We start from the raw sequence: 12,946 nt of genomic DNA, 5'->3' as shown, positions 1-12,946 counted from the left end.
CCTTTTCTGCTATTGCTGCTGTTCACGGAAATTGAACAGGTCTCTGGGCTGTATGTCCAGTGCATCTGCAATATCAAACAGACTTTCCAGGGAAAGGGATGTTTTGATCCTGGGCGCTTCGATATTACTGATGTGTGTACGGCTCAGACCAACGGCATTTGCAAGCTGTAATTGTGTGAGCCCTTTCAGTTTTCGGTAATACGATATAGTCAGTCCCAGTTCCCGAAACTGGCGTTCTCTTTTCTCGTCCATTTCTGCCGTGTCTCCTTTTTTCTTTTAGTATATCCAAAAGGAAACTTGATAAAAACTAACTGGGAATTGACATTTATATCGTAAAAATTGTCATGTGCATCTATTTTACCAATTTTAGCAGATATCTGGTGTGCAGACAACGGCATCTGCCCGGGTACACATCTGTTCCAGTGTAAAGACTTTCACAGTGTCCCCGAAGATGGTTTCCATGCCGGAGACAAAGTCGGATTTGGCAAACAGGCAGTACCAGATTGTACTGTGCGGGAACAGGCCGGCATGTTTTTGAAGACCCTGCAGGCCCTCCAGATCGATCCACTGGTCTGTCCAGAAACAGTCTCCCAGAAGCATGTTGCTGTCATCCGCGGCAGCGATGGGGACGTACTCGGTGCGTTTTCTGGTGGGATGCTGTCCCCACCAGCTTCCCGCGTGGTCATAGGGGAAAGGAGCCTCTCCCAGAGAGGCGAGAAGATCCAGATACTGCCTGCAGATATCCTCAAAGGTCTCTTTGGAGTAGCTGTCCAGGGCAGGGAGTATTTCCTTTTCAAATACATCTCTTCCGCACCCGAGTTCAATGGCGCTGCGGTGAGGCGCGGCAAAGGTATACCAGAAGCGGAATACGCCGTCAGCAATCCGGTAGAGCGTCCTGCGGCTTCCCGCGTCTTCCGTGACGGGAATGATCTTATCCACCAGACCAAGCAGGTCCAGGGTATTCATAAGGCTCCCCGCGGCGCTTGGGGTCAGTTCTGTCCGCTCGCAGATCTCGTGGAGCTTGCGCCTTTTTGCGCCGAGACACAGAAGGGCAGAGTGGGCCAGTTCCGGCTCGGACAGATGTACTTTTAAAAACTTGGTGGGACGTCGGTAAAAGGCACCTTCCTCCGTGAAAAATAACTGATACAGATTCTCCTGAAACGGCCTGCCATTGACAAAGTAGGCCAGATAGCCGGGCACGCCTCCCGTAATGCCGAATATACAGATTTGCTGTTCTATGGGCAGATGGCGGAATAGCTGCCGCGTCTCGAAGAAAGTAAAGGGCTTTAAGAGCAGTGGATTGGCAGCCTGGGTACTTTCTTTTTCGTACAGGGAAGCTGGTTTACATAAAATCACAAAAAGTTTGGAAGTTTTCCACTCTTTTGTCATATAAGACTGGATCAATGTGGATAGTCTGCGGTTTTTATTGATGAGATGTGGAAAATCGTCAATAATAAAGAGCAGAGGTTCCTCTTTGGCGGATCTTCCTATGGTGCGGAACAGTTCCGCGAATCTTTTGGCAGCTTTCAGTTTTTCCAGAGCACCAAGCACACGGATAGCCTCTTCCTTCAGGGCCAGGAAGTTTTCACGGTCCGTAGTCTCCAGGGGTTTGAAATACAGGGTGCGTTTTCCAGCTGAAAATTGTCTGAGAAGAGTGGTCTTTCCCATACCGGCGTCACAGTAGAGGGAGGCGGACTGAAAGCAGTTCTGCCCGTACAGTTCATTTAATTTTGCGAGATGGTTATCTTTATCTAAAAACATAGTTTCTCCTCGGTGGGTCCTGCGGTCTGGCCGCTTTTCCTGTTGATTATATTTTAGAAGGTGTTTCAGGTAAAGTCAAAGGATTTTGCAGGGTTTTTTATAGAAAGTTTAGATTTGATTCACTTTTGTTTAGAAGAAAATGCAGCAAATTATGCTATAATATTTACCAGAAGACATTATGCCCGTTTTAGAGCGTGTTTGAAAATTGCTTTCGGCAAGCTGTGCGCCACAGTTTGTCGGAATGAATTTTCAAACAGGCTCTAGGGCAGAGGACAGAAAGGTGCCGGAACATGAAATTAAAGACAAGGATTATCGTTTCTTTTTTCATCATCATACTGGAGCCTCTGCTGTTTACCGGTGTGGCGTTCTGGGGTTTCAGCCAGTATCAGCTCAAGGCCATAGAAAAGCAGTATGGAATTGAGAATGCCACATATGAAAGCCTGACCAACACGGCAGAGGTGATCAACAGCATGACGAGCGGCGCTATCGGCCGGTTGTCGGAGGCAGCCAAGGAATCTCCCAAAGATTTGGAAAATATCGAATATCTGGATTCCATTAACAAGGAATTGGAGCAGGTACACTCCTATCTTATTGTGCGGGAAGATGATAAAATAAGATATATAGGATGTGATCCCTACCCGTCGGAGCTTATCAGCAGGCTGCCGGATTACAAGGATGACAGCGGTGACAGCAGCGATGGTTTTTATCTGGGAGGCAAGATAAAGGCGCTGGTTAAGCAAATTGACTTTGAGACCAGCGAGCACGGAAAAGGCAGTCTTTTTGTGGTTTCCAGTGTGTTTAAAACGCTGCCGCAGATAGAGGAGCTGATTCGGAATATGCTGGCAGCCGTGGTGATCATCCTCACGGTTACGGCTTTGGGGCTTACCTGGTGGATTTACAGGGGCGTTATCTCACCCCTTGATAAGCTGCGGACAGCGACCCAGAAGATCAAGGAAGGGAACCTGGACTTTTCTATTGCCAGCGAGGGTGTGAATGAGATATCCGATCTGTGCCAGGATTTTGAGGCCATGAGGCAGAGACTGAAGGAGAACGCTGAGGAGAAGCTGGAGTTTGACAAGGATAATAAGGAACTGATCAGTAATATTTCCCATGATTTGAAGACACCGATCACTGCCATCAAGGGATATGTGGAAGGAATCATGGATGGCGTGGCAAATACACCGGAAAAGATGGACAGATATATCCATACAATCTATAATAAAGCTAATGACATGGACAGACTGATCAATGAGCTGACGTTCTACTCCAAAATGGATACCAACAGGATACCCTACACCTTCAATAAGATTTCTGTGACGGAATTTTTTGATGATTGTGCAGAGGAGCTGGATTCTGAGTTGGAATCCAAGTCCGTACAGTTCCAGTATTCCAATTATGTGGGACCTGAGGTGCTTGTCATTGCCGATGCGGAGCAGATTAAAAGGGTTATAAACAATATTGTGAGCAACTCCCTCAAATACATGGGCAGCAGCAGAGAGCGGAGGATCAACCTGCGGGTGAAGGACGTAGGGGATTTTGTCCAGGTGGAAATTGAGGACAACGGAAAAGGAATCGCAGCGAAAGACCTGCCCAATATTTTTGACAGGTTTTACCGTACGGATGCTTCCAGAAATTCTTCCAAGGGAGGAAGCGGCATTGGCCTCTCAATAGTCAAGAAGATCATGGAGGATCACGGAGGCAAGGTCTGGGCAACGAGCAAGGAGAATATCGGAACGGTTATGTACTTCGTTCTTAGAAAATACCAGGAGGTACCGATGAATGAGTAAGATATTAATTATTGAAGACGAGGAGGCAATTGCCGACCTTGAGAAGGATTACCTGGAGCTGAGCGGCTTTGAGGTGGAGATTGAGCACCGCGGTGACGTGGGGCTTAAGAAGGCGCTGGAGGGAAATTATGATCTGTTCATTCTGGACCTGATGCTTCCGGAAGTGGACGGATTTGAGATTTGCCGTGAGATCAGGAATGTAAAGAACAATCCGGTGATCATGGTCTCTGCCAAAAAGGACGATATTGATAAGATCCGCGGTCTGGGTCTGGGAGCGGATGACTATATGACAAAACCGTTCAGTCCCAGTGAGCTGGTTGCCAGAGTGAAAGCACATCTGGCCAGATATGAGAGACTGATCGGTACAGGCGTGCAGGAGAATGACATTATTGAGATCCGCGGCCTGAAGATTGACAAGACGGCAAGGCGTGTGTGGATCAACGGTGAGGAGAAGAATTTTACAACCAAGGAGTTTGATCTGCTTACCTTCCTGGCACAGAATCCCAACCGGGTATTTACAAAGGATGAGCTGTTCAAGGAAATCTGGGCTATGGAGTCCATCGGTGATATTGCCACAGTGACAGTGCATATTAAGAAGATTCGTGAAAAGATTGAATTTAATACGGCGAAACCGCAGTATATTGAGACCATATGGGGTGTTGGATACCGGTTTAAGGTGTGAGAGGATTTGAGGATAGCAGTTGTGAGTTTTATGCACTGCTATCCTTTTTTACTGCCTGTTGAAAGGAACCTTTCTCTGTGATATACTGAATACACTTATGATTTATCAGTTCATAAGTTCTGCTTTTCGGCCGAGAGGCTGTCAAATGGGGAGTTCCCCCGAATTTACCAAATCAAAATAAAATAAGGGCCGTTTTTCAGGGGAAGGTCTTGAATAATCCATAGGTTTTTTCTATACTATAAAATATAGAAGCAAGTCTTCCTTTGGCCATATGGCCTGTAAAAGGAGGGCATTTATGACAGCAAAAGAGAACCAGAAGTACAAGAACAGTGTATTTGTGGATTTGTTTTTCGAGGATGAATCTGCGGAGAAAAATGAGATTTCACTTTACAATGCACTGCATGAGGACCCCCTTCCGGAGGGGACGAAAGTCCGGAAGATCAGAGTGGATGATGTGCTTTATATGAATTTCTGCAATGACGTATCCTTTGGTATTGAGGATAAGGTAATGGTGTTTGGCGAACACCAGTCAACGATCAATGAGAACATGCCGCTGCGGGAACTGTTGTATATAGGCAGGGCCTTAGAACAGATCGTTCCGGTGCGTGACCGGTACAGAAAAAAGACGGTAAAGATTCCGACCCCTGAGTTTTATACCTTTTATAATGGGAAGGACCCCTGGGCAAAGGAGAAGATGCTGTACCTCTCAGATGCATATGCGCAGAAGGAGGATACCCATTCCCCCATGCTGGAACTCTGTGTGAAGGTCATCAATATCAATCCGGAGCAGGGCCATGAGATCCTTGACAGGTGCAGCATACTGAGGGAGTACAGCGAATTTGTAGAGATTCTAAGAAAACACCAGCAGACAGGCAGCTCTGATGCATACAAAAATGCCGTAGAGGAATGTATGAAGGCAGGAATACTGACCGAATATCTGAAAAAGAAGGGCAGTGAGGTGGTAAATATGCTGATAGCAGAGTACGATTATGATTTGGATGTGGAAGTACAGCGTGAAGAAGCCTATGCGGCTGGGAGACAGGAAGGGCAGCAGGAAGGACAGCAGGAGAAGCTGAAGGAATTAGTAAAGAGAAAGCTGGAAAAAGGAAAATCCATAGATGTAATTGCGGAAGAACTGGAGGAAACCACGGAAGAAATCGCCAGGATCATCAAGAGTATACAGGAGGCATGAGATATGGCCCCCGAGACATTTCTATAAAAGAAACCATTTCTTCCCCTGCGTGATCACTGCAGGGGAAACACCTTTCATGTGATCAGTTCTGATATTATAAATCAATAAATTTCCTAAAAATCATAAAAATCCCCTATATTTCTAATCCTCATAATGATTTATTTTCCGTTTTAACGGCCCCTCTTTTTTTATATACGAATTTTCTCCGGAAAATCATAATTCTCTCCATTGAGACACCCCCCTTCGGACAATATAATAGAACCATCAACAAGAGATACGAATCCGGAGCGTATAAAATAAGAGAGGAGGAATGAAAGTGGGAAAATTTAGGGCTGGAAAGATAAAACCAAAGTACAGGCTTTTTTTCATGGCCCTGCCCTTCATAATCTTTGTATTTGCATTTGCTTATGTACCTATATTTGGCTGGATGTATGGCTTCTTTGATTATAAGCCGGGACTGGCGCTTAGTGATATGGAGTTTGTGGGACTTAAGAACTTTATGAAAATCTTTACTGATTGGAGAGATCTGTCGAGAGTCCTGCGCAATACGCTGGTTATGAGCGGTCTGGGACTGCTTGCGGCACCGATACCCATGTTTTTTGCAATATTTTTAAATGAGATACGGAGGCCGTTTTTTAAAAAATTTGTACAGACGACAACCACACTGCCTTACTTCATCAGCTGGATCATAGTATTTGCGCTGAGCTTTGCCGTGTTCTCCAATGAGGGTCTGATTGCCAATATCCTGAAGATGATGGGGTCAACAAAGGCTTTCACTAATATTCTGGGAGAAAACGACGCGGTATGGTGTATGCAGTGGGTACTGGGAATCTGGAAATCCGTTGGATGGAATGGAATCATCTACATAGCAGCCATCGCCGGTATCGACGCGGAACTCTATGAGGCTGCCAGAGTGGACGGTGCAAGCAGGTTCCAGCTTATCAGGAATATTACGATTCCAAGTCTGTATCCTACATTTTTTGTACTGCTGCTGCTGAGTATCAGTAATCTGCTGAATAACGGATTTGACCAGTATTTTGTATTCTTCAACCCACTGGTTGCGGACAGGATCGAGGTTCTCGATTATTATGTGTATAAAGTAGGTATCCTGATCAATGATTATTCTTATTCAACCGTACTGGGTATGCTGAAGACACTGTTCAGTGTGGCTATGTTGTTTGGGGCAAATCAGCTTTCAAAAAAAGTCAGGGGCGAGTCGATCGTATAGGAGGAAGAAATGAAACAGAAATTTACAGTATTTGACGCAATCAACTACCTGTTGTTTATCCTGATCACGATTGTCTGTATCTACCCGTTCTACTATGTGGTCATATATTCCATAAGCAATCCGGAACTGGCATCAAAGGTAGTTCTGCTGCCGAAGGGATTTTCCCTCCAGACGTATAAGACGCTTTTTTCTCTGAATAATATTGTGGGAGCTTTTGGAATCTCTGTGGCGAGAACGTTTTTAGGGACTGCGCTTACCGTGGTGTGTACATCATTTCTGGCGTACCTGGTGACAAAGCAGGAGATGTTTGCAAGAAAATTTGTTTACCGCTTTTTTGTTATCACAATGTATATCAATGCCGGACTGATTCCCTGGTATCTGACCATGAGAGCATACGGGCTGAAGGATAACTTCCTGCTTTACATTCTGCCCACAGCAGTTTCTGCATATTATATGATTCTGATAAAAACGTATATGGAGTCTCTGCCGATTTCCATGGAGGAATCAGCAAGGATTGACGGGGCCGGTTATTTCAGGATATTCCGCTCCATTATCTTTCCGCTGTGCAAGCCAATCGTGGCAACCATTGCCATCTATGCTGCGGTAGCGCAGTGGAATAACTGGACAGACAATTACTTTCTGGTAAATGATGAAAATTTACAGACAATGCAGATGATACTTTACAACTATATCAACCAGGCCCAGAATGTGGCAAATGTATCTTCACAGACTATGGCCGACACTGCAAACGCTGTAAAGATAACGCCGATGGCGATTAAAATGTGTATTACGGTGATCGCAACCGTACCAATTATGTGTGTATATCCATTTCTGCAGAAACACTTTGTAAAGGGAATCATGATGGGGGCAGTGAAGGGATGAGTACAGCAGGAAAAATACAGGTTTAAGGAGAATGAGTATGAAAAAAAGAATGAAGAGACTTACCGCATTATTTTTGAGCACAGCCATGGCAGTGTCCATGCTTGCAGGATGCGGCAGCAAAGACGAAGCGAAGAAAGACGCAGGGGAAAAAACAGAGAAACAGGAGGAGGGAAAGGACAGCAGCAGCGGCGGTGAGGTGGAGATCACCTTCTGGGATAAAGATGCTCTGGAGACAGGACCTCAGAATACCACCATCGCAGACGCTATAGCTGAGAAGACAGGGGTGCGCCTGAATGTCATCAACGGTGACGCCCAGAAGTTCAAAGTGCTTCTGGCCGGCGGTGACCTTCCGGGCATAGTGAACAGCAATTACGGGGATCTGGGTGTGGATGCCCAGGCACTCTTACAGAGCGGACAGCTCCTTGCTCTGGATGATCTGATCGAGGAACATGCACCGAACATCAAAGAGAAATTCGCGGATGCCATTGAATACTCCAAAGAATTTCTGAGCAATGACGGGAAACTGTATTATCTTCCTGTCCAGATCAACAAGGCCACGGACACAAAAGTGGTGGACCGCTCAGGTGCCAATCTTGCCCTCTATACAAGATATGATCTGTACAAAGAGATCGGTTCCCCGGAGATTAAGAGCACAGATGACTATCTGGAAGCTTTAAAGGCTATGCAGGATGCAGAACCGGAGACAGAAAACGGCAATAAGACCTATGCCATCTCAGGATGGAGTGACTGGGGCCTCTGGATGTGGACCATTCCTTATCAGGCTATGTCAGGCGTTACAAACTGGTCCTACGGCATGTGCTATGACATGGTAAATAAAGAGCCGCTGGCAACCTACTATTCCGAGCCGTTCTGGAACTGCATGGAATTCTACAACAAAGCATACAACATGGGAATCCTGGACCCGGAAATCTTCACACAGAAATACGATAACTATATGGACAAGCTGAAAAACGGACAGACCTTTGTGACCTATGCAAACTGGCTGTACAATACGGCAAATGACGCTTACGCGGCAGCCGGAACCCCGGAAAAGGGCTTTGAGATCGTGCCCACCGGCCTGGATTATATGTACGGTGCCTATGAGGGCGACAAACCTTTCGGATGGGCACAGGATTATCCGCTGGCACTGACAAAGAACTGTGAAGACCCGGTAAAAGCCATTGAGATGATTGATTATCTGTTCAGCGAAGAAGGCGCAAGGCTTTTAAACAGCGGTGTTGAGGGGGTTCACTGGGAAGTAGTGGATGGTGTTCCGCAGATGACAAAAGAGTACCGCGACGGCGTGGCTGCAAATGCCACTTATGCACAGAGTGAAGGCTTTGCCTATACAAAACTTTCTGGCCTCAGCTCCAGCCAGATCTTATCTGACGGATATCCGGCCAGTCTGTTAAAAGCTGCCGAGGAAGTTAAAAAATCCACCACCAAGATTGACGAGATCTTCATTGCAGACAGCGGTGTTGCTGATGCCAAGTATCCGGGACAGGTGATCGAATCCAAGATTGCATCCGGTGAATATAAGCTGAGTACAGAAGTGGACCTGACACCAAACCTGATCAAGGAACCTTCTGATGAGACAAAGAATCTGTCCGCCCAGGTGGATGAGTATGTGAAGGTTGGAGTGGCTGATGTGATCATGTCAGACCCCAAAGACTTTGACGCCAAGAAAGATGCGTTTATCCAGTCTGTGGAGGATAAAGGATATGCGGATGTGGTGAAAGAGATGGAAGGTATCTGGTCCGAAGCACAGAAGACAGCAAAAGAATTTGCAGATAAATAAAGGACGCTTCCGAAGATAAACACGTACTCGTACGGAGAAGGCGCTGCCCGGGAGTGTGCTTTGACACACTCCGGTACGGGCGGCGCCTTTTTATACCCTTTCGGTAACATTTACAAGAGTCAGTGTGATAGAAGTCCCGCGTCCCGGAGCAGATGCAACGGTAAGCCCGCAGGCATTGCCGTACTGGAGTTTGATGCGGCGGTTGGTGTTCAGGATACCGATACCGATACCCTGGGGCAGGGAGGCCCGGTCCAGGGGTTTGGTGCAGTCCTCATTGGAGGCCAGAAGTTCCTGAAGAACCTGTAGTCTGTCCGGATCGATGCCGAGGCCGTTGTCGGTGAGGACAAGGAAGATTGTGTTGTCCTCCCTGTGCCCGGTAAGGGTGATGGTGTTCTTTACCTCCGGGGATGGATTCTGATGGGATATGGCGTTCTCCAGCAGTGGCTGCAGGATGAATTTCGGCATCAGGCAGGGCAGGATGGAGGGATCGATTTCCGACGTAAAATCAATAGGTGTTCCTGTCCGGTAATTCATGATGCGCAGGTAGTTTTTCAGATAGTTCAGTTCATCGCTGAGGGGCCAGGTGGTCTTGGTGTTTCGGAACAGAGGCTGCAGCAGATTGCCCAGAGCGGTCACACAGTCAGCCACATTTGTGGCCTTGCTGACGATAGCCATCCATTTGATCGTGTTCAGGGTATTGTAGAGAAAATGAGGGCTGAGCTGGTTCTGCAGGTTCTGTACTGCCAGTTCGTGGCGTTCCTCCTGTATGATCTCATTTTCATCTATCAGATGCTGGATGTTCCGGGACATCTGGTTGAACTGGTCTGTCAGGAATTTAAAGTCCGAGGATTTGGCAGCCTCCATTCTGACCCCGATCTGCCCGCTTCCCATGGTCTTCATGGCAGCAATCAGGCTGTTGAGCGGTTTGGTGATGGCGTATATCCAGAACATGCTGATGATCAGAGCCAGGACCAGGAACACGGCCAGCAGAGTGATGATCATGACCTTTAACTGATGGATATTCTCGAACAGGATCTCAAAGGGCATCTCATAGACAATGGAAAGCCCGTAATGCTCATAGGGATAATAGATGATCTGATTGTTCTTGTTCAGAAGATCATTGTCCCCCAGAGACAGGGTAAGATGCACGGTATTGTCCGTATCCAGCGGACTGGTCACGGCTTTTGTGCCGATCAGTTCCTTGTTCTCAGCGGAGATGACAAGGTCGTGGGCATCCAGCAGCAGGCTTTCTCCTGATACGTTTTTCTTGTCATCGTGATACAGGGAACGGAGGTAGGACTCGCGGATATTGATGACTACATAGCCGGAGGTCTGTCCCGCAGTCTGAAGCCTTCTGCCCAGAGTGATGTAGCGGGTGTCCATCTTAGAGGAATACGTTCCTCCGAAGAAATCGCTGTATCGCAGGCCGCCGCATACAATCGGTCCGCCTTTCTCCTCCAGGTCCTTTTTCAGTTGGGTCTCATAGAAAGAGCCGGTCAGGCTGCTGTCAAAATTAAAGTAATTTTTATTATCGCTGGAACCGATGATTAGGCCGTTGTCACCGTAATAGACAATAGAGTGTATGTAATCGTAGCTTGTCATCATCTCGGAAAAGTAGTCGTACACATCGTTGATGAACTGGACATCGTCCGGGGAGCTGATCTGGTCCAGCTTCATTTCCTCTGAGAAGTAGGAGGATACCAGGATATTCCTGCTCACAGTATTGACCGTATTCAGCACAGTGGTCAGATTGACCTCAAGCTGGGACAGAGAACTGAGCGTGGCTTTTTCTGACTGCTGCAGAAGCGTGGTGGATGTATAGCGGTAAAAAAACAGGGCAAACAGCAGAAGGATAAAAACACTGGTGAGCATAAAGGACAGGATCAGTTTTGATTTCAGCTTCAGGCTGATGGCTTTGTCTTTCAGCAGTCGGAACATGGACAGGTACTCCTTTACTCATTGGATGTGGTGAAAACACAGGACTTTTTGTATTCATTGGGTGTCTTGCCGGTGAACTTCTTGAAGGTCTTTCCATAATATCCCTCATCGGAAAAGCCGCATGCGTAGGCGATCTCATAGGATTTCATGGAAGTATTCTGCAGAAGCTTCATGGATTTTTCTATGCGGTAACGGTTCAGATACTCTAAAAAGGAAGTCCCCAGTTCTTTTTTGAAGATGCTGCTGAAGTAATTGGGGCTCAGTCCCACAAGGCCGGAGACTTCGTTCAGGGTAATCTGGCGGTGGTAATTATTCTGCAGGAACTGCAGTGCCTGGAGAATCTCCCGGCTGCAGGACATACGTTCCCGGGACAGCTTTTCCAGCTTCTGCGCGTGTGCCACAAACTGTTCCAGCATCTCGTAATAATTCTTGCAGGCAGAGAGCGCCTGCAGAAAATCGCGCACCCACAGATAGGAGTCGCCGTCACCGGGACCCTGGTTGTGCAGGTAGACGATATAGCTGTCGTAGAAGATGTTCAGCACGGCTTTGGATGAGAATTCTTTCTTTAACTGCTCCTCCAGGGGCTGTAAAAGGAAACCGGAGGTGAACCCCGGGTCCATAAAGGCGTTCAGTGTATGTCTGGTCCGTGTCAGCAGTGTCTGGCACAGGGAAGTCTTCCAGGAACTGTCATAGTGGTTCACTGAGCCGGGAAAGAGAAAGAACTCCTGTTCATCCAGCAGAAGGCACTGCTGATACAGTACCCGCAGCCGGGAAAGGTCCTGTGTCATCTCGCTGATACAAAAATGCGGCGTCACATTAAAATAGTTTTTCAAAACCGTCATGATCTCACTCAGCACCCCTGAGATCAGATGGAAGGAACGCTTCTCTTTCTCGTTGTGGAAGAGAAGCAGATAGCGGGAGCCTGAGACATGGACCACAAGTCCGGAACCGCTTTTTGCCAGGATCTCGTTGATGATATTCAAAAGAGAGAACTGTATAAGCTGTCCGTGGCTGTCCTGGTATAAGTCCTGGAGCTGTTCGTACTGGTCAACCACCATCAGTGCGGTTACCAGATCATGGGGATGGATGGTGACAGAATATTCCCTCAGGGTGGACAGGCACTCGGACAGGGAAGGGACATTGTATGTAAGATGGCTCAGCAGACTGTGTTCCAGGACATCATAGAGATTGACGGGAGCCACGGAACTGCCTTTGGTTTTTGTGACTTTATCAAGAGTCTGACAGGCGTTTTCCAGAACCTCCTCCATCTCCTCTGTGGTCATGGTGAGTTTCAGGATATAGCCGCTGACACCAAGCCGGATCGCCTCCCTTGCCAGGGAAAAGTCGTCCAGACAGGACAGAATGATGATCTCCGTGGGGCTCCCGGTGTCACGGATTTTGCGGATAAGTTCAATGCCGTCCATAAAGGGCATTTTAATGTCAGTGAGCACCAGATCGGGCTGATGCTTCCGGTAAAGCTCCCAGGCAGTCTGCCCGTCGGCTGCCTCATCCACTACATACATATTGAATTTTTCCCAGTCGATGGATGCGCGTATGCCGGTCCGCACCAGCATCTCATCCTCAGCGATCAGTACCTTATACATGTGTAAATTCCCCCGTATTTCTTTTCTCAGAAATGATATGGCAGCCATGCGGGGATAGACCTGCATGGCTGCGT

The 12,946-nt window shown here is 47.3% G+C and carries 11 protein-coding genes; 6 read left to right on the top strand and 5 right to left on the bottom strand.

What is annotated here, in order from left to right:
• Positions 1-9 precede the first annotated feature (9 nt).
• The 3 genes from MUB35_RS04355 to MUB35_RS30995 form a co-directional block, all read right to left on the bottom strand.
• Complete coding sequence (locus MUB35_RS04355) at positions 10-252, bottom strand: helix-turn-helix transcriptional regulator (protein ID WP_033142627.1); 243 nt, start codon at positions 250-252, stop codon at positions 10-12.
• Between the two features lie 114 nt (positions 253-366).
• Positions 367-1,761 carry an ATP-binding protein gene (locus MUB35_RS04350; protein ID WP_103730932.1) on the bottom strand — a complete coding sequence of 465 codons (1,395 nt, stop codon included), beginning with the start codon at positions 1,759-1,761 and terminating at the stop codon, positions 367-369.
• Positions 1,762-1,890: 129 nt separating this feature from the next.
• The gene (locus MUB35_RS30995; protein WP_353963995.1) at positions 1,891-2,004 is read right to left on the bottom strand and encodes a DUF6783 domain-containing protein; all 114 of its coding nucleotides are present in this window, start codon (positions 2,002-2,004) and stop codon (positions 1,891-1,893) included.
• A 47-nt stretch (positions 2,005-2,051) separates the two neighbouring features.
• Here MUB35_RS30995 and MUB35_RS04345 point away from each other — a divergent pair, with 47 nt between their 5' ends.
• The 6 genes from MUB35_RS04345 (at position 2,052) to MUB35_RS04320 (ending at position 9,330) form a co-directional block, all read left to right on the top strand.
• Positions 2,052-3,548, top strand: a complete 1,497-nt coding sequence (locus tag MUB35_RS04345) for a sensor histidine kinase (protein WP_033142628.1) — start codon at positions 2,052-2,054, stop codon at positions 3,546-3,548.
• Positions 3,541-4,230, top strand: a complete 690-nt coding sequence (locus MUB35_RS04340; protein WP_033142629.1) for a response regulator transcription factor — start codon at positions 3,541-3,543, stop codon at positions 4,228-4,230. The genes MUB35_RS04345 and MUB35_RS04340 overlap by 8 nt, the downstream gene beginning before the upstream one ends.
• 295 nt (positions 4,231-4,525) lie before the next feature.
• A complete protein-coding gene (locus MUB35_RS04335) occupies positions 4,526-5,422 on the top strand; it encodes a hypothetical protein (RefSeq protein WP_103730933.1) in 897 nt (298 codons plus the stop codon).
• A gap of 310 nt (positions 5,423-5,732) precedes the next feature.
• Entirely contained in the window at positions 5,733-6,650 is a 918-nt protein-coding gene (locus MUB35_RS04330; RefSeq protein ID WP_033141246.1) for an ABC transporter permease subunit, read from the top strand.
• Positions 6,651-6,659: 9 nt separating this feature from the next.
• The gene (locus tag MUB35_RS04325; protein ID WP_033141245.1) at positions 6,660-7,532 is read left to right on the top strand and encodes a carbohydrate ABC transporter permease; all 873 of its coding nucleotides are present in this window, start codon (positions 6,660-6,662) and stop codon (positions 7,530-7,532) included.
• Positions 7,533-7,569: 37 nt separating this feature from the next.
• Positions 7,570-9,330 (top strand): hypothetical protein, encoded by a 1,761-nt coding sequence (locus MUB35_RS04320; RefSeq protein ID WP_033141244.1) that lies wholly within the window; start codon positions 7,570-7,572, stop codon positions 9,328-9,330.
• Positions 9,331-9,420: 90 nt separating this feature from the next.
• Here the strand turns inward: MUB35_RS04320 and MUB35_RS04315 are convergent, their stop codons facing one another.
• Positions 9,421-11,268, bottom strand: coding sequence for a cache domain-containing sensor histidine kinase (locus tag MUB35_RS04315; RefSeq protein ID WP_103730934.1), 1,848 nt, complete (start codon positions 11,266-11,268; stop codon positions 9,421-9,423).
• 14 nt (positions 11,269-11,282) lie between these two features.
• Positions 11,283-12,872 (bottom strand): response regulator transcription factor, encoded by a 1,590-nt coding sequence (locus MUB35_RS04310; protein ID WP_244805815.1) that lies wholly within the window; start codon positions 12,870-12,872, stop codon positions 11,283-11,285.
• Positions 12,873-12,946 lie beyond the last annotated feature (74 nt).

The organism is Blautia sp. NSJ-175, from assembly GCF_022867815.1.
GTDB lineage: Bacteria > Bacillota > Clostridia > Lachnospirales > Lachnospiraceae > Blautia > Blautia celeris.
Note: the sequence above shows the minus strand (reverse complement) of the source record. Positions and strands in the feature narration are given on the sequence as shown.

What these genes read in the sequence shown, in the direction of transcription:
- MUB35_RS04340 (WP_033142629.1), top strand. Translation starts at nt 3,541, where the DNA reads ATGAGTAAGATATTAATTATTGAAGACGAGGAGGCAATTGCCGACCTT.
- MUB35_RS04315 (WP_103730934.1), bottom strand. Translation starts at nt 11,268, where the DNA reads ATGTTCCGACTGCTGAAAGACAAAGCCATCAGCCTGAAGCTGAAATCA.
- MUB35_RS04320 (WP_033141244.1), top strand. Translation starts at nt 7,570, where the DNA reads ATGAAAAAAAGAATGAAGAGACTTACCGCATTATTTTTGAGCACAGCC.
- MUB35_RS04335 (WP_103730933.1), top strand. Translation starts at nt 4,526, where the DNA reads ATGACAGCAAAAGAGAACCAGAAGTACAAGAACAGTGTATTTGTGGAT.
- MUB35_RS04310 (WP_244805815.1), bottom strand. Translation starts at nt 12,872, where the DNA reads ATGTATAAGGTACTGATCGCTGAGGATGAGATGCTGGTGCGGACCGGC.
- MUB35_RS04350 (WP_103730932.1), bottom strand. Translation starts at nt 1,761, where the DNA reads ATGTTTTTAGATAAAGATAACCATCTCGCAAAATTAAATGAACTGTAC.
- MUB35_RS04330 (WP_033141246.1), top strand. Translation starts at nt 5,733, where the DNA reads ATGAAAGTGGGAAAATTTAGGGCTGGAAAGATAAAACCAAAGTACAGG.
- MUB35_RS04345 (WP_033142628.1), top strand. Translation starts at nt 2,052, where the DNA reads ATGAAATTAAAGACAAGGATTATCGTTTCTTTTTTCATCATCATACTG.
- MUB35_RS04355 (WP_033142627.1), bottom strand. Translation starts at nt 252, where the DNA reads ATGGACGAGAAAAGAGAACGCCAGTTTCGGGAACTGGGACTGACTATA.
- MUB35_RS04325 (WP_033141245.1), top strand. Translation starts at nt 6,660, where the DNA reads ATGAAACAGAAATTTACAGTATTTGACGCAATCAACTACCTGTTGTTT.